We start from the raw sequence: 20,598 nt of genomic DNA on the forward strand, positions 1-20,598 counted from the left end.
TTGAACAATGAGGTGATTTTACAGGGAGGAAAGGGTATTCTTCTCCGCTAAATGTTTATTGAGCGCTAGGCTGTACTGAGTTTTGCAAGAGCGGGACGGACGACGAGCCCTATTCCTTGAGTGGTTTTGTCACAGCAAGACTCTAGTTCTTGGCTTATGAGATTGAAGGGAGTCATTCATGGGAGTACTGACCGGATGCAAACCCCGTAAGGAAGTCCTCAAAGGAGACCTCGATGACGCCATCTTTGCAGCCGATTTTGGTGACTTAATAGCAGGTAAGGCGCCTGCGGTTTATGGGAACCCCAAAGTCTTCTTTCAAAACACCCATCCCGCAAAACAGCTCTGCAAAGTTGTCGAGGCAGTCTTCGGTCGGCTCGCGAATACGAAAGAAGGTGGAGCTACCGTCCGCCTAAGCACAGGGTTTGGGGGCGGTAAGACTCACACACTGATGGCGCTCTGGCATCTGGCTGAGAACATCGGTGATCCAGCCATGGGAACGGATCTGTTGCCCGCCGCCGGCCGTCCTAAGAAAGTGGCCGTCGTCGCCGTCGATGCTGGAAAGGGAGGAACACCAGAGTTCAATGTGCACGGAAAAATCAAGATTGGCAGCCTGTGGGGCGAGCTGTTCTTTCAGCTCGGCGGCGAAAAAGCCGTCAAGGCTCTTGGCAAAGCCGACGATCCGGAGTTCTCGCCGAGCGAGGCTCAAATTCAATCTGTGTTTCCTACCGGGCCCGTCCTCATTCTCCTCGACGAAGTAGTCATCTACATGGCCAAGCTCTCCGAGCGCGGCCAGGGTAATCTCTTGGGTTTTCTGAATTCCCTCGCCGCTGTTGTGAGTAAGCGGCCCCAGACGGTTCTTGTTGTGACAGACCCAGCAGATCAACGCTCCTATGCGAAAGAGGCGGCAAAGCTTGCAGATAAGTTTGCGACGGCGGCCGTGAAACTGGATGATGTATTTGGACGAAAGATGACTGACTTTGATCCGATCGGCGAGGAGTCGGCGCGGGTCATTGTTCGGCGCCTGTTCGAGAACGTTGATCCGGCACTGTCGCAAGCGGCCTCGGCGGCTTACCATACCTTATACGAACGGGTTGCCCGTGAATCTCCGGGGGCAGTCCCACCTCCCACTGCGAGTGCCGACTACGCCAAACGGATTGTTGAGTGCTACCCATTCCATCCTCGACTTCTCGACACAGCACAAGGGCGTTTAGGGGCGTTGCAGGAGTTCAACAAAAGTCGTGGGACACTACGTCTGTTCGCGCGAATCCTCCGCACAGTTTGGGAAGCGAAAAGGGATTTGGATCTGATCTCACCAGGAGACATCGATTGGTCGAGCGACCGAATCCAGGCGGATCTTCTCCAGCGGCTGAATCGCGACAGTTTCAAATCCGCTGTCATGGCAGATGTCGAAAAGCATGCGGTGGAACTCGACGGCGGTGCACCACACGGGATTCATGTCCGTGTCGCCTCGGCACTTTTGCTTGAAAGCATTCCGATGCAGTCGAACAGTGGACTTGATACGGCAGAGCTCACTCTTGCCGTTCTGCGACCGGAAGAGGCCGGACCTGAGCCGGCTGAAGCACTCGATCGGCTGGTCGGAGTATGTTGGCATACCTATCCGATGCCAGGGGGCCGCGGCTGGCAGTTCCGCTACGAGCCGAACATCATTAAGCAGATTGAAGAGCGGATGGGCCAGATTCCGATTGAAGATGCGAAAAGCCGTGTCTTGACTGAGGCCCAGTCTTACTTCTCAGGCCCCGCCTTTAAGCTAACGGCCTGGCCGACGACTGCCCGACAAGTGCCGGAGTCTGCTGACCTACAGCTCGTCCTCTGTGAGGATGAGAAAACGGCGAACGCAACGTGTAACTACGCCGATGACACGGACCCAAAGGCAAACATCCCGCGCCGCTTTCAGAATGCGCTTGTAGCCGTCACCTCCACCGGAGCCGCGTTCAACGCCGCCATTGATCGTGCACAGCGCCTTCTGGCCGCCGAAGCAATTGAACGAGACCACAAAAGTGGCGAGCCGAACAAACTGGTTCGGGAGCAGCTCCAACGGATTAAACCAGAACTTCATAAACAGTTCCGCATCCAGACCTACCGTGCGTTCGATCGGGTCGTCCTCGCAGGAGGAAATTCTTACCCAGTGGAGGAACAGTTCCAGGTTTCCGAGGACCAGATGCTGCAGCGCCCCCAGGGTCAGACCTGCCTACGCAAGTTTTTGGACAGTAAGGGACTTCTGTACCAACCAGGCGATGCACTCGATATAGGCCGCTTCCTGAAAGATGTACTTCCCGGTGCCACGCCGCTTCCCGACATGCCCGAAGTGTACACAGCCAAGGCTATTCATGAGCGCTGTCTGGGCGCACCGGGTCTTCGTCTTATCCCGGATGGGAGTATCGTCCGCCAGACCATACTAAAGTCCGTTACAGGAGGAAAAGCCGTTGTACGCCTGCCGGACGAGAGGGCCTATGATGCAAAGGGCTGTATCGAAGGACCGGTCGGACACAGACGTCGCGTGCCCAGCATACTCACGTCCTTTGCGCTCGACGAATCCGTCTACGTCACCCGTGCGGACTCACAGTTTGGCATCCTCTGGGTGAAAGAGGACACTCCCAAGTACGGAGGTGATGAGAGAACACCAAATCTTCCCCCTCCACCACCAGCGGCTCGCATCACCGCTACGACATGGGAGCAGGTTCTGCAGTACGCAGCAGAGCGCCCTCTCGTGGAGCTGCACCTTGTCGCCACGACCCCTGCCGCAGCGGCTGCCCTTGCGGGAGTTGTGCAACCGCTTGGGGCAGATACGCTCACGCTGTCTGTCAATGTGGGGGGTAACCTTAAGGATGGAGGGACCCTGAACTTTGCGGCCAGCGACCTGAAGCCAACTCATCCGACGAAACCACTCACCATTGCCCAAACGCTATTTAATGCGCTCGTAGAAGGATCGACATACGAGGCCGACCTTATGCTGGGATTTGGCGTGGCCGGTCGCACAGGGCTTGAAACATCACTGCGCACGCTGGCCGATGGAGTGCCCGAAGGGGTGACACCTCGCGCCACCTATGAGAAGCCAATCAAAGGTTGCCAATGAAGATCCGTCAAGCTTCCTTTGCCCTGCGTGTCGTCCGACGCAGGGCGGGAGACGCTGCGATCCTCTACCGACGGCGGCTCACACCCAGGGGTGAGGAGCGGCTAGATCGTGTCGCGCCAATCTCACCGTTAGCGTTTTCAGCCGGCGCCTCCATCCTTCGTAACGCGGTAAGGGAAATCGCGGGACCATCTGCGAAGCTCACTACCGGGCCCTTCCATCCGTTGGATGCTGACTGGGGTGCCCGTGTCGCCTCTTATGCGTTGGTTGCCAAAGGATTGCGTAACCCCGAACGGCTTCATCGGGCAGCAGCCAACTTGCAGCACGCGGACAGCACGGAAGCCGCGTGGTGGCTTGGACTCATGAGTAGGCCCAATGGCAAACGCGTGATACGGGCGCTCCGCATCCTTGTAGAGGCTGTGAAATGAAGAAGCCCCCGCGTCTGCTGATCGAGGACTGGTTGCCGGCAGCGGCGATCGGTGTCGAGTGCATCCGAGAGCGATCTACCGGACAGCAGCCGCCGGATAAACGTCTCCACGTCTGGTGGGCCCGCCGACCCCTGACCGTCTCTCGTGCCGCGGTTCTTGCTTCGCTCTTGCCGGCGGACTTCCCCAGAGACGTGTTCGAGCGACTGCTGGGATTCGGAAAATCCGGAAGCGAACTGGTTGAAACCCGCCGACTGATGGATTTGGGTTACAAGGTCGAGGGCGGTTTCAGCTGCGCCCGTGCATTCAAGCAGGTATTCCGCGACACAGATTTGGCCAAGGCGCACCTATCGGCCAGCAAGCTTTGGGGAACGGAGATTACGGTCATTGACCCCATGGCAGGTGGGGGCTCCATCCCACTGGAATCTGCAAGGCTCGGCTTCCACACGCTCGCCAACGAATACAACCCTGTGGCCTGCTCAGTCCTCGAGGCCACCGTGGACTATCCTTTCCGGTTCGGCAAGGACCTGGGAACCAAGGCCAGAAAGTGGGCGAAAGTCTGGGGCGAGCGAGTGGAAAAACGTCTAGGCTCTTTCTACCCCGCTTATCGTTTCGCGAAGGTCCACGCCTACATCTTCGCTCGCACAGTCCCGTGCCCAGATACGCAATTCCACACGCCGCTGGTTCCTGATTGGCGATTGCTGAAACCTAAGACAGATCATGGTCACATCTTCGCCGAGCCGGTCGTGGACAAAAAGAAAGGCACGTGGTCCGTCCGCATCCGAGAGATTGGAAAAGAAGCAGGTCAACTGCGTCAGCCACCACTGCCAACATATAGCGACGGCAAGGGCATCTCACTCTTCACCGGGCTCCAGATTCCTGGCGACTACATCAAGGCCAAGGCACAGGCAGGCGAAATGGAGAGCGCCCTCTACGCCATGGCAATCAAGACACCACAGGGGCTCAAATTCCAGCCGCCTGAACCGGCGGACCTCGCGGCGCTAGAGGAAGCAACAATAGAACTCGCACGACTCCGGCCAGACTGGGAGAAGAAGAATATTATCCCAACGGAGATGTATCCAGAGGTGTCGAGTGATGAACGACCGAGGCTTTACGGAATGCCGCGCTGGGCAGATTTATTTTCACACAGACAGCTCCTCTGCTTCGGCGTCCTAGTTGAGGAATTGCGCTCGCTGAGGACTGAAATTTTGAAGGCGGAAGGCAACGAGCTAGGCGAGGCGCTGGTGCATTTGTTGGCCTTGGTGCTGGATAAGTTCGCTAACTGGAACGCAATTTTATCCTCGTGGAATCCTCCTGCTGGAACAGCCCGCAGTGTCTTTGATCGCCACGACTTTTCATTCAAGGCCACTTATAGCGAAATGGCTCCGTGCAGGGCTGGCGCTGGGCTCGAATGGGCAACAGACAGCTGCATTGAGGCTTATGAGGAAGTCAGCAGTTTGTCACGACATGATGGTGGCAGCCACGTTGATATCTCCCTCGGCTCTTCGACCAGTCTGCCCCAGTTAGTTGACAAAAGTATTACCGCCGTCGTTGTAGACCCGCCTTACGCCGACAACGTCCAATATTCGGAGCTCGCAGATTTCTTCTACGTATGGCTCAAACGCACGCAGGGGCACCGACGACCAGAATGGTTCTCGACCTATCTCTGCGAGCACGACCAAGAAACTGTTGTCAACATCAAGCGCCATCGTGAGAGCGGCTCAAAGTTCTCCAAGAAAGGCAAGCGCGATGGCAAAACCGCCGATGCGAAGGCCAAAGCCCATACCTTCTATCAGGGGTTGATGACCGACACTTTTAAGGAGTGCCGGCGGATCCTCCGTGACGATGGTGTCCTGACTGTGATGTTCACACATAAGAAGCAGGAAGCCTGGGAGGCGCTATTCACCTCGCTTATCCGAGCGGGATTTACGATCACCGCCACTTGGCCTGTAAAAACCGAAGGTTGGCACAGCCTCCATCAGGCGAAGAAAAATGCTGCCCAGAGTACGGTGATCCTCGTCGCGCGAAAACGCCTAGGCGGAGCCGGGCCCGGTTACTTCGACAGTGCACTCAAGAAGGAAATTCGGGACAAGGCGCGGGGAACTGCCGAGCGACTGCAAGCTGAAGGACTAAATCCGGTGGACCAGCTCGTCGGCTCCTTTGGCCCGGCCATGGAGGTCTATAGCCGGTACGACGAGGTCAGGACCGACACCGGTGTTGCGGTCGGCGTGGATAAAGCGATTGATGAAGCTTCCGACGCCGTCAGTACATGGCGCGTTGAACAATTGGCCGTTCACGGACTCGAGGGCGTCGAGGCGGAGGGACGATTCGCGCTCCTGTGCTGGGATGTGCTCGGCGCAGTGGAGTTCCGATTCAACGAGGCCAAGTTGCTTGGGCACGCCGTCGGAATGGACGTCGAGCAACTCGCAGTGGCCGGATTGGTCACAAAGTCAGGCGACAAGATTCAGATGCTTTCCGCAAAAGAGCGTCGGCGTGAGCGCGCGCTGGAGCCGGACGAAGTTGATGAAACCCTCTTTGGCCCTGTCACGGCCACCAAAAAAAGCACAAAGAAGCAAGTCTTGAAGGTGCATCCTAACGACCCACGTTTTCGGACGGCGCTCGATGCCTGCCACGCGCTAGCGCTGCGCTATCTCGAGGCGGGGGGAGGGGGAGGCGGTGTCGGCTCGGCCAAGGCCCTTGTCCGCCAGCAACGCTGGACGAAGGATTCATCTGTGGCGCATTTGATGGAAGCGCTGGTGCATGCAGCCCCCGAGGCACTCAGACATGAGAAGGGGAAAAAGTCCACCGCCGCGAAGTTCCCCGAGTTCCGCGCCTGGCATGCCCTGCTGGGGCCTCTGTTCGACATTGAGTCGCCTGATTGGACTGAGAAGATCCCACCGCAAGCGGGTTTGTTTGCTGCTCATGAGGAAGAAGCTGAATCGGAGGCTGGATCAGATCTCGAAGAAACTGCCGAGGATGACAACGGCGAGGCGGAAGAATGACAAAGCCTCAACCGGGGAATTTGAAAAATCGGAGCTGGAAACGGTTCTTGCGCGGACCGGACCCCGCCCTGCTCGATGAGTTATATGTGCCGGCTCTCATGGAGGCGGTCCGCTATGACCGTTGCTGCGCATACTTCTCCAGCACTGTGCTGGCGGCGGCAGCACGCGGCTTCGGACGGTTGATCGAACGGCTTGAGGCAATCGGGGAATCGGCGCCGCATCCCGCAGTGCGACTAGTCGTCAATGAGGAACTGGCAGAGGAAGACGTTCGTGCGTTAACCGAGACCGGCGACCTCTCCTCGCTTGAAGTGCTGCTTGAGAAGCGTTTCAAAACCCCCAAGGATATCTTGGAGAAAAAGCGGCTTGCCATGCTCGGCTGGCTCGTCAAACAACGCCTCCTCGAAGTGCGAGTTGGTGTCATGCGTCGGGGAGAAGGCATTGTCCATGCCAAGTTCGGTATCGTGACGGATGAGGCTGGCGAGACGATCGTCTTCAATGGTAGCGGCAACGAATCAGCTCAAGGGCTGCTCGGCAACTACGAGCGGCTGGAAGTCTCTACTTCCTGGGAAGATCCAGGGCGATATCGTGAGTACGCCGAGGAGTTTGAGTCCCTCTGGCGAGATACCCATCCGGATGTCCACACAGTGACGCTACCAGAGGCGCTACGACTGCGGCTCGTAAAGTTTGCTCCTAAAGAGCCACCGATCACGGACCCCTCGAATGCGATGGCGCGCCAGAAGGCTGCCATGATCTGGCGGTTCATAGTTGAGGCGCCGTATCTGCCGGACGGGGGGGCCACGTGCGACGCAACGGCAATGGTGGATCTCTGGCCACATCAGCGTCGCGTGGTCCAGGAGACAGCCGAAGCATGGCCGGAAGGTCGGCTCTTGTGCGACGAAGTTGGTATGGGTAAGACCATTGAGGCAATCTTGGTACTAAGACGCCTGATGGCAGGACGTGGTGTCCGTCGCGCCCTGATTCTGCTGCCCGCCGGTCTCCTGAAACAATGGCAGACGGAGCTACGAGAAAAGGGGGGAATGCTCTTCCCACGGTTGGAAGGTACGACCACGCTGGTCTGGCCCGACGAGCGTACCGAGAAGGTAAACGGTGTGGCAGATGCTCTTGAACGTGATGTCCTTCTCATGAGTCGAGAGACGGCCCGGACCGAGAACAACCTTCCGCTGTTACTTGCCTCGACACCTTGGGACCTTGTCGTACTTGATGAATCTCATGCCGCACGGCGACGGGAGCAGGAGGAAGGAGAGTTCAACAGCGGGACGCTCCTACTTACGCTTTTACGCCGGCTGCAGCTCCGCCGGAGAGTGCGCGGCTTCCTTCTGCTCAGTGCCACGCCGATGCAAACGCATCCATGGGAGCCGTGGGATCTCCTGACGGTGCTGGGTGAGGGTGGAGCCTGGCTGACTGATTTCACAGGTGTTCGAGACTTCTATGCTGCGGTTGCCGCCGTCCGAAACGGTCGGTGTGATATTGGGACTGCGCGCAAGGCTGCAGCATTGATCGCGGCTGATCCACTTTTCCCGGCATCCTCAGCCGGGTTGGTAAACACCACAAACTCCGCCACCATTGCCAAAGCGCTTGCCTTCGTGACTTCGACGAAGAGAGACGAGATCGCCCGATGGCTGCGTCAAGGTTCGCCGCTAGCTCGCAGGATGCACCGCAACACAAGAGGCACGCTACAACGCTATTATGAGATGGGCCTGCTCCCGGACCCGCCGCCACAACGAGTAGTCGAGGATATACTGTTCGACTTCCAAGACAGCGCCGAGCGTGAGGTTTACAACGCGGTAAGCCGATACATCGAGAAACGGTTCGCAGAACTTGAAAAGGAAAAACCCGGCAAGGGTTTCGTCATGACAATCTACCGGCGTCGTGCGTCCAGCTCGCCCTATTCGTTGGAACGGAGCCTCAAACGTCGTCAGGACGGCCTGCGTCGTATTGCCGACCACAAGGCTTACGACCAGGAATTAGCAATCGGAGAAGGCTTAGACCCTAAAGATCTTGATGACATCGGAGGGTTCGAGGGGGTCGTGAGGGTATCAGCAGCGCTCCCGTCTGATCCCAAAGTCGCTCTCGCTGAACTGAACGAAGTTGACCGGGTATTAGCTGATCTGCATGAGTTGAGTGGCAAAGACAGCAAGCGAGACCGTTTCTTTGACGTGCTCCGACGAATCACCGATGACGGGCGGCCCGTCCTCGTGTTCACAGAGTACACGGACACCCTTGAGTATGTGCGTGACAACCTCGTGTCCCACTACGGGAAGGGTTTAGGGTGTTACAGCGGCGACGGAGGCCAACTGTGGGACGGAAACGAATGGTACCCTGTTACCAAAGATACCATCACACTTGCACTGCGCAATGGTGAACTCCGGGCACTCGTGTGCACCGACGCCGCGAGCGAAGGGCTTAACCTTCAAGCCGCAGGTGCGGTCATCAACTATGATCTGCCCTGGAACCCCAGCAAGGTTGAGCAGCGGATCGGACGTATTGATCGTATTGGACAGCAGCTTCCCCAGATAAGGGTCATCAATCTCTTCTTGAAGGACAGCGTTGACGACAAAGTCTATCGGGCGCTCCGCACGCGGTGTGGCCTGTTCGAGCACTTCGTTGGATCAATGCAACCGGTGCTCGCGCAGGCGCGTCGAATGCTTCTCGGTCAGGATACAATGGACCTTCGCGTCCTTCAGACGGCTGCGTCGCAGATCGAGCGCGATCCGTTAGCTAGCGAGACGTACATTGAAAGTCAGGCGCAGGGAGACGCGAGGGCCGTGTGTCCAGTTATGCGCGCGCAGATCGAGTCGGCACTGGGTTATTTGAACGGCGAATTCGGCCCACAGGTCAAAAGCGAATCTGCTGGGGCAAAATATATCCTTTCGGGCCCTGGAATCTCGCGAACCATCTTCGCATCCACAGTCCCTGCCCTGGAACACGACCGCGCGGCGTTGCCACTCTCCCCCCTGGAACCCAAGTTACGTGAGCTGGCTGAAGGGCTTGTTCGACCGGGAGAGCGCCTGCCTCTCGTGATCGGTTCTTACCAGTCCGGTGCCTTCAGGAATTCAATGGCGTACTGGCTCGATGATAGAGAAAAAGTATTGGTAGAGTCGCTGGAGGATCTGGAACGCCGCGTTAAGGCATGGAGCGGGCAGTATCCTGACCCGGAGTCATGGCTGCAAGCGGAACGGGCAGCGCAAGTGGCGGCGGAAGAACAGGTGAGAAATTCAGAACGACTGGCAGCAAAACGAGAGCGAGAGGGCCTAGAACGACAAACGGCTGCCGCACGTCTTCGGCTGCAAAGAGAACTTGGGCGTTACTTGGCTTGTCTTGAGGCAGGCACGGCAGACCTGAATGGCTTGCTTCATAAACAAATGTCTCGTGATATTTCCAGCGCTCAGCGGTTGAAGAGATGCCTAGAGAAGCTTGGAGGATATCCCGACTGGAATTCCGACCTCTGCCAGAGCCTCCAGAATTTCGCCGACCAGCTCACTGATAATCAGCGACGGGCCCGCCTCCTCGGCAAGGAACTTGATGCCGCTCTCGACGACCCACGCTGGTTGGCTGACTCAAAGGGAGATTAGCATGCCGGCCGTCCATGCTTCCAGGAGGTCTCACCCCGCGCGCTCATCCCACTCGCGCACAACAAGTTAAATATGCCCGATTCTCCAACCGACCAGCCTCTCTCTCCACACCGGAGCAAGCTTACGAACATTGCTTCATGGTTAACTCCGTCACAGAGCCATAATACAACCATCGGATATTTTCATCTTTTGCTCACTGAGAACGTTGCGGCCCGCCCACAGATCCTCAATGAGCTAGGGAAATATTTCGAGTCCGCTTACCAACCAGCAAAATTGTACCTGCGGAGCATCTTAAGTGATGATTTGCATCCTCTCGGCCCTCAAGTTGAATTCGATCCAGCACAGGGATTTCCCAAGACGCTTGAGGCGATAACCCTCCAAGGCTACTTTGGTGAAATATTTACGGGGATAATTGCAGAGCATTATGAACACTTTGGTTCTTCCCAGTGGGAAGTTCCCATATTTCTCTTTCATACTCACATAGTAGTTTTTCAACAGCTTGAATTGGCGCGACAAACAGGAGGAGTAGTTGGCCGACTACCTGGTCGGACAGGGGACGATTGCGTAGCGTTTGAACGGGACGATCGAGGAGATATCACACGAATTATGATTTGCGAATCAAAGTGTACCCAGAATCATAGTTCTGGGCTTATTAATGACAATTTAGAAAAACTTAGTGCAGCGAATTTAATTCCGGTAGATCTATTGCGGATAATTGAAGCTCTCAAACTGTACGATGAAGACGATTATGCGAGACAGTGGGCGATGAGCCTCAAAAAGTTGCTGCTACTTCCTCCTACCCCTAGAAATGAAAGATGTGACCTAAGCGGTTATGTCTGCGGGCAGGCGCCGAGGAGGAAGGCAACATGGATCTCTCAAGGTACGATTCCCGACAAGTATTCCGGAGGACGAAAACTCAAAGCGGTTGAGACGCATTTGGAAAAAGTTGATGAATTGGTAAGAGTGGTCCATCAGGGGCTAGCTGACTAATGCCAGTTACACCAGAAGAACTTATTCAGATATCTGCTCAAGTAGGCAACGCGCTCGCCGGAATTCGTTTGCCTCGCGAGATTGCCCGTTTATATAGCCAGCAGGCTAGGCTCCAAGCTAGTCGGCCTGGCCTTCCTTCCTGGAGGAGAGAGGAAGCCTTCAGCCTTCTGTCTGATGCAGCAAGGCTTATCCAAGGTGCTTTCTTAAAGCGAGATCTGGGTGACCAAACATGGAAGAGGGATTTGAGGCGGTCAGGTGAAATCCTAGAGTGGTTATCCATGCCCACTATTTTGCCAGAGTATATCCCGATTAGCTTCTTGGCCGCTGCTATTTATCAACTTGCTGGCTATCCAGCGCGTGCGCTTGGCGTTTTGAATGGCGGATCGCTTGGAAGTGAGTTTTCGAAAGCATTGACGTATTTTCTGAAAGCTGACTTTCGCCTACTGCAAGAAGAAATTCGTCAGTACTGGGAACGCGAAGAATCTATGCCAGCCAGAGCAGATGAATCGGTAGAGGAGATTATCGGCAAAACAATCGTTAAGCAAACCATGCGGTCCCTTGGAGTGATTTCTGGTTGGGTTCGTTGGGGCGACGATGTTCGAATAGAGAAGGCACTTCTTAAACTGCAAAATGTTTCTTCGGCTATGGTTCATGGCTCTGATGCATATTCATGGCTTTTATCAAAGCTCCTCGCAGAGATCGCAGATCACTATTTGAAAGTATCGCTCCGAAGGCTTCTCAATCAAATGAGTCTTACACGTACTGATGTTGGCAAGGCCGCATTGGAGCGGTATGTGCGATTTGCCTTCGAGGCAAATTCTGCCCTAGCGTGGCCCTCGCAGAGGGATGGCCTAGCTCGATTGGCCGCTAGAGAGTCGTTTGCTTTATGCACACCGACGGGATCGGGAAAGACGCGAGTTGCAGAAATGGCGATTCTGGATTGCCTTTTCCCGCCGAACGATCCTGCGCAGGTCGAGCAGATTATTCCGATTGCATTGTATCTTGTCCCCTCACGAGCACTTGCGGCTGAAGTAGAAACTAAACTCTCCCGTATTCTCCGACAGACAGGAGGAGAAACCATCACGGTTACTTCATTGTACGGTGGAATTGATTGGGGGGCGTCTGACGCACTTTTAACTTTTGAGCAACGCACAGTGGTCATTGCCACTTATGAAAAGACAGAAGCGTTAGTCCGATTTCTTGGAACATCCTTCGTGGAACGCGTTCGACTCATCGTGATAGACGAAGCTCATAGTTTGATAGATGGAGCAACAGGCAGCGAGTTAACTCAGTTTGCGAGCAGAGCACTCCGGCTAGAGGTACTTGCCGCTCGATTACTCAGTGCCCTTGAGGGAAAAGGTTGTAAGGTTATTGCGCTTTCTGCGGTAGCGAGAGGAATTGATAGTTCTCTTGCGCAATGGGTCGCAAGAAGTCGAGACGCTGGACCTGTGGCAAATTCGTATCGGAGCACAAGGCAGCTCGTTGGTCAATTAATCTGTAGACCCGATCGCACCGCACAGATTAATTATGACCTGTTGGACGGCCAGCGATTAGCCGTTAGAGGATTATCGAGGGAGGAAGGGCCATACATTCAGTCCCCCTTCCCTCCACATCCTATCTCTCCAGGTTTTGAAGGCCCTGAAAAGTCCTTGCGACCGCAACTGTTCTGGGCCGCAATTCACATGGCTGCCCGCGATTCTCGAGGGCAGTTTCATTCTGTGCTGATATCTGTTCCACAGCAGCCCGGAGGATACGCACAGGACTTCTTGCGCTTGCTAGAAGATCTATGGACGGGAGTTGGCATTCCTGCTTTTTTTATTCGCCCACCAGATGGTGAGAACACAGTGTGGAACCGTTGTCTGAAGTCTTGCGAGGACTATTTCGGAACCGACTCTAGAGAGTATCGCCTACTTTCTCACGGAATCGCACTTCATCATGGGAAAATGCCTGGACTAATGTCACGCCTCCTGATCGAGCTGATTCAACACCGAATTGTAAACATAGTAATCGCAACTTCCACTTTAACTGAAGGAATAAATCTACCATTTGAAGTGATTTTGATACCATCACTGAGACGGGGAGATGGCTTTATGGATGCACGTGAGGTGGCAAACCTCATAGGGAGAGCGGGAAGGCCTGGCGTTTCGACAGAAGGACGAAGTCTATTGTTGATGCCTCATCGGCCCACCCAAAGAGTAAGCCAAGCATATGAACAGCTACTACAGCAACTGTCTGCGTCTGCTTTTCAGGAAGCCCAAGCAGACCAAACCCAGGGCCCCCTTGCAGCACTGCTAAATCATATAAAAGAAAAATGGGAGTTGATAAGCTCAACTTCATCCTTCGAAGAGTTTGAGTTGTGGCTTGAAAATGCGATTTTTGACCCTGATGGGCATGTAGAGGAGGCTTTCGAGGCGCTCGACACACTAGATGGGATACTTCTCGCAGGAATTGAAGAGGCTGGACTAGAAGGCAATACCCCTCGACAGAGATTAGATCTAGAGGATTACATTAGGCGTCTCTGGAAAAACAGCTTCAGTTTTTATTCATCAACAAATCAGAATGTTTGGGAACGTGGCTTAGTCATTCGAGGCACTGCCTTGGTTGACCGCATTTATCCTGAGAGAAATTTGCGGCGTCAACTATACAGGACCAGTCTCTCACCGCGAGAAGGCAAGCGTGTGATAGATCAGCTTCCGATATTTGAAGGATTTTTTCTCCAGGGTGAACAATATTTCTCATGGTCTTCGGCACAGCGTCGTACATATATCGAAAATCTCGCCGAGGCTATGCAGTCCATACCGTCATTTGCCATACAGGCACCGTCTAGGAATCAGGATTGGCGGGTGTTGCTTCACTGGTGGCTTGATCCGACAACAGCACCTATCAGGCCCACTTCCAGCCAAGTCTCCGATTGGTATAAGTACGTTGAGAAGAATTTCATGTATAAATTTACTTGGGGAATTGGAAGCATGCTAGCTCTACGGCTTGACACAGCGGAAGCTCGTGAATCCAATTTCGATACTTGGAGTGCATCAGGATTGCCATGGTCAGCTTACTGGATAAAAGACCTCGTGACTTGGGGGCTTTTAGACCCTGTCGCGGTTTATTTGCTTATGAAAGGGATTGCTGATACTCGGCTTGAGGCTATTACTAAAGCTGCTGTGTATTGGCAAGAATGGCGTGAACATGAGAGTGATGAGATGTTTGACCCGAGAAACCTTGCTGGCTGGGCACGCATGCAATTTATGCAGTCATTGTTCGCTGAAGGTTTTGATCGACAACAAGTTCCTTTAGACTCGCAAGAAGTTTCATATCCGGTCACTATAGAGCAAGCATTTGTGATTGCGACCCAGAGGCAATGGAAGGTTTTGCCCATTCAAACTGGCGATACAATATCCTGGCTAGACCAGGCAGGGTACTTGCTCGCGAGGGGAAGAAAGCCTGAAGGTTGGGAAACGATAGATATCAAGGGGAATGATTTCCTGTTGGATACAGATAGATCGTTGGTAGTTAAGCAGACATACCTATAGATGAAAATAAAATGTATACTGATGAAAGATGAAATCTTGCGCCCGGAGTTTCAAAGGGCGATCGGATTAATGTGTCAGGAACATTTCCCAGCTTGCGCTGATCTCCTGGCGGGGAGTAGGCTGTGTCCACTGGTTGTTCCTCTTTTCGGAGGGTCACCATGCGGGTTGTCTTCCTCCTTTTGCTCCTGCTGCTGCCACTGCTTGTCTCCGTACATGCGGAAGATCTCGGCGAGTTGAGCGCGAATCAGTACAATCCTGATTCCACGTCCAATCCCTACGGAGCCGGAAGCCCCCTCAAATCGGACGGCATCAACAATCCCTTCAGCCCCTACGGCAGTCCCTTCAGCAATCAATCGGCGACGAGTCCCTATGCGACTGACGCCCCTCGACTGTATGACCAGCAGGGGAACTATCGTGGCAAACTCAGCGCGAACCCGTATGATCCCGACTCGACCAGTAACCCCTACGGCCGCTATGGTTCTCCGTTCTCGCCGGACTCGATCAACAATCCCTATGGCGCCGGGAATCCCTACAGCCCCAGTAGTCCCACCAATCCCTACGGGAGCGGCTGGCAGATCCAAGGACGCTGATCCAGCCGCTGTACCGCTCCACGTGATCTCATGTCTGCTTGACACTTCCCCACGGTCGGCCTAGCCTGGCGGCGCAACGGCGGCGCGGGCGAGGTCGATCAGTCGTCCAAAGCTGTATTTCGCGTCTTTTGCCGTAAGAATTTGCATGTGGATCCTTAATTTTCCCGGCTAGTATTGGCCAATTTGGCCGATAAGGCAATGGATTCCGATGCGAATTCCGATGCGAAATTCCTTCCTTTTTCCAGGCAGGCCGTGGCTGAGCCACTTTTTAAAGGGACTGGTATTTTTGCCCTTAGAAGGCGACTCGCGGAAAAAGTCCTGCTGCGAAAGACTAAAGACACTTCAATTCTCCAATTGTTCCAGATTACGGAGAATCTGTTGTGCGAGGAAATCTACGTCGAGACTCATAATGCGAGACAGGTTATGCAGGACATTCTGAACATCTGAGGGACGTGAAGGGCGACCCTTGGATTGAGTGAAAGGGCCATCCGTTTCTGTCAAGATGCGTGCTATCGGGATTTCTTTTAGAAGGGCATGGTGGCGATCACTCTTAAGCATTTCGGCGTTGATTGAAAAATAGCAGCCAAGATCTATGGCTCTTTTTGCCTGCTTGGGACCGCCGGTAAACCAATGCAGTACGACTTTACAGGTGTTTTGACTGAGATGGGCTTCGATCATATCCAAAACTGTGGGAGCTGCTCTGAGACTATGAACAGTCAGAATTTTCTCGCCGGCGATCGAACATTCTTTCAAGATATTCTCAAAAACCTGTTTCTGGAGATCAAATGACTTATAAAAACTCGGTCCGGCATCAAGGCCGACCTCGCCGACATACCGGGTCTGAGGAAGGTATTCCCTCCATAACTCAAATTCATGGGCTCTTTCTGAAACGACTTGCGGGTGAAGGCCGAGAGCAACCCTTATATGTTTTGTAACACTGGCAAGATCGCGATTGCGGGGCCATGCCTTCGGCGTTGTCGTCACGGTAAGCGTGTGAATGCCTTTTAGATCGCATTCAGAAATCAAAGATTCGAAATCAGGATAGAGATCGAGGTGACAGTGAAAATCGACTAAATTTGTAATCATATGAGTTGCCTATGTCAGCTAGGAGTGGCTCTTACGCCGGATAACAACGCAGCCACTTCGTTCATGCCTCTCCGATAAACATCAGCCAATCCAGCCAGATTTTGTGGTTGGTCGGCCAGAGAACCGGATTTGTGGATCAGGATCTTTGCTAAATCAGGATTTTGTCGTAGCCTGTGAATGGCTAATTGGAAGGATCTAATTTGCTGACCTTCAGCCCGGAGGGTGTCCAAAATATGTGCATTAAGATTGTCGACAGTGTATGTCGTGGGGTCATTAGCAGCTCCCAAAGCATGCTGCAGTGCGGCTTTGCGAATGAGACAGGGCAGGCAGTAACCACAATGCTCAATAGCTCGACCCTGCCAGCGACCCTTTGTGGGGGATGAACAAGACAGAGAAGAGGGGATAGTATCGATTAACAGCCGTTGATTCCTGCATGCAGCCACCATTTCTCCCTTGGTCTTATTCCAATATGGATTTTCAACCCTGCCGTTAATGCCCAGGAGTGAAAGCAGTTCGCTCCACCGCGCCATATAAAAAGGATGTGTTGTGCGGGTACTGAGCGCTCCGAGCCGTACCACATCGAGAGGGACATTGAGTGCAATGAGACCATTTTCTGGCACCTTTAAGACAAAGGGTTGATTAATACCTGTTCCGGCAAAGATGCCGAGCGCAAAGAAAAGAAATGATCTGCCGCGTGTCGTATTTTCGCTTTCGACGTCGCGGACGAGAGATTTGGGGAAGTTAAGCCAAAGACGAAATCGACCCAATTCATTCCTTCTGTAATGGCCATTTAACGCGCTAGCGCACTGGTTTTGTGCGTCACTGGTGGCCCCTTCTCCCGCGTGACTTACAAACAACGGAACCTGGCCTGCTTCTATGGCATCAATTGCGCCTATGAGGCTATCAAGTCCCCCGGAGAATAAACTTACACTGTCAAAAAGGGGGGCGATTAGGGGTTTTGTCCTTGTTGGTACTATTGTGGAAAACCCCGTTGGCCGAGGCCGGAAGCCTATGTCCCATTTGTCGCCTGTTAGAAAATTAAGCATGCGGGACAACAAGTCAGATGTGGCTGCCCACAATGGTGGGGCACTGACCGGGACAACCAGCCGAAACTCGCGTGTCCACGTGTCCTGTGATTCGGTGGACCGAGATATCCTGGTGTCGGCAGCATGCACATGTGCGGCAAGAGTAATAAGGTCTACGCCTATCTCGGAGGGGAAAATCCGTAATCTCTTTAAATCTTGAAGCGCCGTTTGAACTACCAGTGGAAATTTAGTGACGATTTCATCCGGTGCGCTGGGAATAGGCGTATTGTCTTGGCGGCCGAGCGTGCCTATTAATAAGTGGCGTCTCATGGTGATTGGGCCTCTTGTTCACCGAAAGTCTGCAAAATACTGAATGCCCGCTCATATATATGGCCTACGAACTGCAGCGTCCGGTCAGGAGTTAATGCTTCCAGTCCTGCTCTTGCCTGCGTCAAGGCATCCGAAACACCTCGGAAGATGAAATCATGAAGGGCGGCTTGAACACGTTCGAAGGCCTGAACATTAGCTGGAGCAATATTTATCTTCGTTCCAATATCATTGCAAAGGCGAGCTTCAATCGCATGTGTAGCGTAGAGCTCCAGAACCGTCTGCATTTGATCTACAGTCAATGAGTCCAAATCCGTGATTCCAAATTCAGCCAAATCAACAATCGTTTCAATAAAGGCGTTACGAGCAATGCCCTCATCGACTGTTCCACCTTCTGGGCAGATGTAGTCAGCTAAGCCGATAAAGATTTCTTCAATTGGGCGACCTGCAAGATTTTCCAACTGAAGTGTACGTAGGGCTTCACGGACACCATGACTTCTTGCACTCGATAAGAATCCGGCTAGTTTCGCGCCAGCAGTTTTGGATGAACCCATTCTTTCTGCGGCTTGACGGGACCCTCCTGCCGATGACGAAACATAACCGGAAACGGCACGCCCAAGTTTTCCACGATCGTTGCCACCAGATTTTGCAAAACCGGTAAAATTTGTGCGCGGCATTTTGAACTGGTTTCGGGGGATTGGCACGGGAGCTGGCCGGGGAGGGGGTGCAGCGGGAACCTCGGGTGGGCTACCGCCGCCATCTCCTGAGTTTCCGTCGTCCGGTTGGCCTGCGGCGCCGTCGGAGGAATCTGCATTTCCTCCACCAAGCCAGCTTGGTATTAATGCACCGCCCTGCTGCCCGCCGTAAGAATTGGATGTACCCATCAGCGGGTTCCTCTTGGCAGCTGTCTCACTCCTGCCGCGGCTGTCCTGAGCAAGGCGTTATTACCGATCTTTGACCATCCATCCAGTAGTTTCGCGAGCCTGGCGGCGGGGGCAGCGTTTGAAACAACCGCATCCCATCCAGCAACAGCCCACGGCCCTAATTTTTCAGCAGGCAATCCTTCCAAAAAATCTATGAGATTGTCCTGTAATTCAGGATGGCTCTTAACAAGAACGGTGAGGCCCGGAATGCCTGCAGGTTCCGTCTCAAACTTTGCCTCGTTGATAATGCGGCTCCTGACGGCTTCAAATAGTTGCGCGGCCTCCGGTGGAGCCAAACGTTTAAGTTCGGGATCGAGTGTTTGAACCGACATCTTAGCGCCAAACAACCGCTCGGCGACTGTCGCGAGATGCCCGAGGGCGGTTGCTGAACCAAAATAATCTTTCTTGTCTTTGGTGACGAAAAGATAGGGGCGGAGGTCTACGCCGGAGAGCGATGGTTTGATTAATGACCAGGAATGGATCACTTTGGAAGCAATCCATTCTGCTACAAGGGGATTTTCTGAAAGGGGCACCATTTTTAAGTCGGGAGTCTTCTTTTCTTCCTTCTCCTTCAGGCCATCCTTCCCGGCAGGGACGGCTTCCAGCTGGGAGAGTTCCTCGCAGACTCCGGCGGGGGAAGACGCAGCAGACGTTGCGATCTGTCCGAAAAGCCGGGACAAAAAACATTCTGCCAGCATGAGTTTGGCCAGCACCGGTAAATTCACGTCTTTCCCGAAACCGCGGGCATCTGCCGTGCGCTGTCTTAGTATCAATGTGTTCAGGAAGCGTTTAATTTGCCGAGGATTACCCTTCGTCCCGCTGGCAAGGGAGGGGCCAATTTGATCAGCTAGTATGAGCACGTTCTGTGCTTTTCCAGCCTTATCAGCCAGGGTGTTTCTTATAGTCTCGGCATCGATGGGCGAACTTTCCCAAGGCTTCTTGAGGCGTTCGCGAGCCGCTTCGATCAATTTGTTGAATGCTGGATCTGACTCTCCCAGTTCAGCGCCGACCAGTAGCAGAGTGACATAAATGCGTGTTTCCATTTCTCCGAGAGGAGGAATGCGGAACGGTACCTGGATAAGTTTTTCGAGATAATTTCTCGCATAGGTCTGGGGCCCTGTTGAATCGGGCAAATCGGGGAAATGTTTACGCACTGCATATTCGATCATCGCTTCATCTGCTGCGACGACAAAAGCGGTACGCGAAGTAAAAACAAAAAGGCGGATAGCCTCCAGGGTTTCAATGGCGATATCAGGCAAGCATCGGTCTAAGTCGTCAACGAGGACGACGAGCTGGGTAATTCCGGCCTCCTTCAAAAGGGCATCGAAGGCCTTTCTGAACTCGCTGATGTCTTCCGGGATATTCCGAACCTCCGCAGGCCTGAGGAAAGACTTGGCGCCCTCAATTGCTGCACCAATTGTTTCGGGATCTTTTCCTGCCTGGGTAAGTGCTCCCAAGATGGCATCGATGTGACCCGGCAATAATATGCCGTGTGCGGCCAGGGCCAAGCCACCGCCTGCTTTGGCAACTTTAAGCCAATCTATTCGTTTGTATATGTCCTTAACGGCTGCTGCCGCCTTGGTAAGTGCAGGCCGTTTGTTAATCAGTTCAGTTACTATTCCCTCGATGAGGGCGATCTTGGCGTCTTCGAAGCCCTGGAAGCGCCAGCCATTGAATTTTATGCAAAGAACATCCTTTGTTCCCTCGAGACTGGCTTCAATCATCTCAAGAACACTAGACTTCCCTGCCCCCCAGTCACCGTGAACGCCGACTGTAACCGGATGGTCAGGCCTTTCTCTGAGTAATTTTACAATCGTGGTAGCTATTGCCTCATTGTTGAGGAGATCCACTTTAGTTTCATTATCACTCAACAGCATATTTCCACTCCTGTGGTTTTTAGAGGGATGCGTAGTGATATCCGGGAAACGGAGGTATGTCAAAAGGACGCGTAGATAGCCTCTTCTCCAGGGGAGTCCAGCCTGCATGCAAGACGGCCGCTGGTCAGATCGCCCCTTT

Annotated in this window: 11 protein-coding genes; 7 read left to right on the forward strand and 4 right to left on the reverse strand. The window is 53.8% G+C overall.

The window, feature by feature from the left end; all coding sequences use genetic code 11:
- Positions 1-178: 178 nt before the first annotated feature.
- The 7 genes from P0119_13365 to P0119_13395 all read left to right on the forward strand — a co-directional run bounded on the left by P0119_13365 (position 179) and on the right by P0119_13395 (position 15,221).
- Entirely contained in the window at positions 179-3,094 is a 2,916-nt protein-coding gene (locus P0119_13365) for a DUF499 domain-containing protein (GenBank protein MDF0667047.1), read from the forward strand.
- The gene (locus P0119_13370; protein ID MDF0667048.1) at positions 3,091-3,519 is read left to right on the forward strand and encodes a hypothetical protein; all 429 of its coding nucleotides are present in this window, start codon (positions 3,091-3,093) and stop codon (positions 3,517-3,519) included. The genes P0119_13365 and P0119_13370 overlap by 4 nt, the downstream gene beginning before the upstream one ends.
- Positions 3,516-6,518, forward strand: coding sequence for a DUF1156 domain-containing protein (locus P0119_13375; GenBank protein ID MDF0667049.1), 3,003 nt, complete (start codon positions 3,516-3,518; stop codon positions 6,516-6,518). Before P0119_13370 ends, P0119_13375 begins: the two co-directional genes overlap by 4 nt.
- On the forward strand, positions 6,515-10,111 hold the full coding sequence (locus tag P0119_13380; GenBank protein MDF0667050.1) for an SNF2-related protein: 3,597 nt from the start codon (positions 6,515-6,517) through the stop codon (positions 10,109-10,111). The genes P0119_13375 and P0119_13380 overlap by 4 nt, the downstream gene beginning before the upstream one ends.
- Positions 10,112-10,183: 72 nt before the next feature.
- Complete coding sequence (locus P0119_13385) at positions 10,184-11,101, forward strand: hypothetical protein (protein ID MDF0667051.1); 918 nt, start codon at positions 10,184-10,186, stop codon at positions 11,099-11,101.
- A gap of 278 nt (positions 11,102-11,379) precedes the next feature.
- On the forward strand, positions 11,380-14,631 hold the full coding sequence (locus P0119_13390; GenBank protein ID MDF0667052.1) for a DEAD/DEAH box helicase: 3,252 nt from the start codon (positions 11,380-11,382) through the stop codon (positions 14,629-14,631).
- Between the two features lie 158 nt (positions 14,632-14,789).
- Entirely contained in the window at positions 14,790-15,221 is a 432-nt protein-coding gene (locus tag P0119_13395; protein ID MDF0667053.1) for a hypothetical protein, read from the forward strand.
- 342 nt (positions 15,222-15,563) lie between these two features.
- Here the strand turns inward: P0119_13395 and P0119_13400 are convergent, their stop codons facing one another.
- The 4 genes from P0119_13400 to P0119_13415 all read right to left on the reverse strand — a co-directional run bounded on the left by P0119_13400 (position 15,564) and on the right by P0119_13415 (position 20,459).
- The gene (locus tag P0119_13400; protein MDF0667054.1) at positions 15,564-16,307 is read right to left on the reverse strand and encodes a TatD family hydrolase; all 744 of its coding nucleotides are present in this window, start codon (positions 16,305-16,307) and stop codon (positions 15,564-15,566) included.
- 14 nt (positions 16,308-16,321) lie between these two features.
- Positions 16,322-17,074, reverse strand: coding sequence for a hypothetical protein (locus P0119_13405; GenBank protein MDF0667055.1), 753 nt, complete (start codon positions 17,072-17,074; stop codon positions 16,322-16,324).
- Positions 17,075-17,658: 584 nt separating this feature from the next.
- Positions 17,659-18,543, reverse strand: coding sequence for a hypothetical protein (locus P0119_13410; GenBank protein MDF0667056.1), 885 nt, complete (start codon positions 18,541-18,543; stop codon positions 17,659-17,661).
- On the reverse strand, positions 18,543-20,459 hold the full coding sequence (locus P0119_13415) for a P-loop NTPase fold protein (GenBank protein MDF0667057.1): 1,917 nt from the start codon (positions 20,457-20,459) through the stop codon (positions 18,543-18,545). Before P0119_13415 ends, P0119_13410 begins: the two co-directional genes overlap by 1 nt.
- Positions 20,460-20,598 lie beyond the last annotated feature (139 nt).

The organism is Nitrospira sp., from assembly GCA_029194665.1.
In the GTDB taxonomy this organism is placed as follows: Bacteria; Nitrospirota; Nitrospiria; order Nitrospirales; family Nitrospiraceae; genus Nitrospira_D.